The 1586-nt window shown below is 57.3% G+C and carries 2 protein-coding genes; one reads left to right on the top strand and one right to left on the bottom strand.

The features are described 5' to 3' along the window. On the top strand, positions 1-409 hold a 409-nt coding region (locus I71_RS38585; protein ID WP_199902290.1), incomplete at its 5' end, for a hypothetical protein. An 83-nt stretch (positions 410-492) separates the two neighbouring features. On the opposite strand, the gene I71_RS29655 is transcribed toward I71_RS38585, so the two are convergent. Then, positions 493-1326, bottom strand: a complete 834-nt coding sequence (locus tag I71_RS29655; protein ID WP_244434138.1) for a DUF2189 domain-containing protein — start codon at positions 1324-1326, stop codon at positions 493-495. Positions 1327-1586: the final 260 nt, after the last annotated feature.

Here is a 1586-nt window from a genome sequence, read left to right as displayed (position 1 = left end):
TAAAAATCAGAAGAAGCCAGACGGGATAATTTTTAGATTTGACGGAGAAGAAATTCATTTAGAGATAGTTGAGATGAAAAGTAAATTGAACAAAAAATCTTGGGATTCCACAAAAGAACAAGCTGAAGCAGGGCTTTTAAATGCCTTAGCAATTAAGGGAATATTTGATTTGCCAAATTTTTCTAGTATAACACTTCACGTAGCATACAAAATAGATAATCTTTCTATTGACCGATCATCGTCGCCATCTTTGTTTAGGGTTCCATTGGGTGAGAAAATAACTAAGCCAAGTTGGATGGATTGGGAGGACGGTAATATCAACTTATTAGCAAGTAAGAATATCTCGATTAACAAAATTGTTCGCGATGAAAATGGAGACTGTTCTTGTGTAATAAAAAATAGTTTTTAGCTGAGATAAATTAATGCATAATATCGCTATTCCATTTAGTAACGGTTATTGCGCAAGTTTTGCTTGTGCAAAATTTTCGTAATTTAAACTATGCTTTTGATAAATTTCCCCACCACCCGCCGATACAGGTGCCACGTCGCGTGCCCCAGCACCGGCATGACGATCGCCAGCCCGGCGAAGGCCGGCAGGCACCCGATCGCCAGCAGCGCCACCACGATCACGCCCCACAGCATCATCGGGCCGGGGTTCGCCATCACCGCGCGCACCGAGGTCTGCATCGCGATGATCCAGTCCACCTCGCGATCCAGCATCATCGGGAAGGACACCACGCTCAGCGCCAGGGTCGCCAGAGCGAAGATCAGGCCGACGGCGTTGCCCAGCACGATCATCTGCCAGCCCTCCGGCGTGGTGAACAGCAGATGGACAAAGGTGCCGACGCTTCCCGGTTCCAGCCGGCCCAGCGTGTGGTCGTAGACGATCTGCGCCGCCTCCAGCCACAGCACATAAAGCGTCAGCATCAGCAGCCCCAGCGCCGCAATCGACCAGATCGCCCGCGACCGGAAGACGTCCAGCGCGTTGGTCCAGGACACCGGCTGGCCGCGTTCCCGCCGCCGGCTCAGCTCGTAGATGCCGACGGCGGCGAGCGGGCCGACGAAGGCGAGGCCGGCGACCAGCGGGTAGAACAGCGGCAGCAGCTCGCCGCCATAGGCGATGCGCGCCGCGACCAGCCCGACCAGCGGATAGATGACGCCCAGGAACAGCAGTTGCGTCGGTGCCGCCAGGAAGTCGCGCCATCCCAAGGCCAGCGCCTCGCCCAGGCTGAGGCTGTCGATGGACCGGATTCGGACATCCTCGGGCACCACCAGCATGTCTGCCAGCGGGGCCTTATGCTCGGGCATGTACCAGCGGTTCGCCATGGCGGGACTCCTCCCTCTTCCTTGACCGGCCCGGTGGGGCGTGGACGGGCTGTCGGCGGTGTCGCGGGGGCGGCTCGATCCGGCGGACGGGCGGGGCGGCGGAACTGCGCCGGCCGGGCGGGAGCGGGGGATCGGGTCACGGTCCGGTGAAGGATACACCCGCTGTCGCCGCTGGGCACGGAGAATGATGGGCATACGTACGTTTTCGGGGGGGGTGAGACAACACAGGTCTTTGAGTCGTGGCAGCGCCAGAAAGGATG

This window comes from Azospirillum sp. B506, from assembly GCF_000333595.1.
Taxonomy (GTDB): Bacteria; Pseudomonadota; Alphaproteobacteria; order Azospirillales; family Azospirillaceae; genus Azospirillum.
The sequence above is the reverse complement of the archived record's forward strand: the minus strand, read 5'-3'. Positions and strand labels throughout refer to the sequence as shown.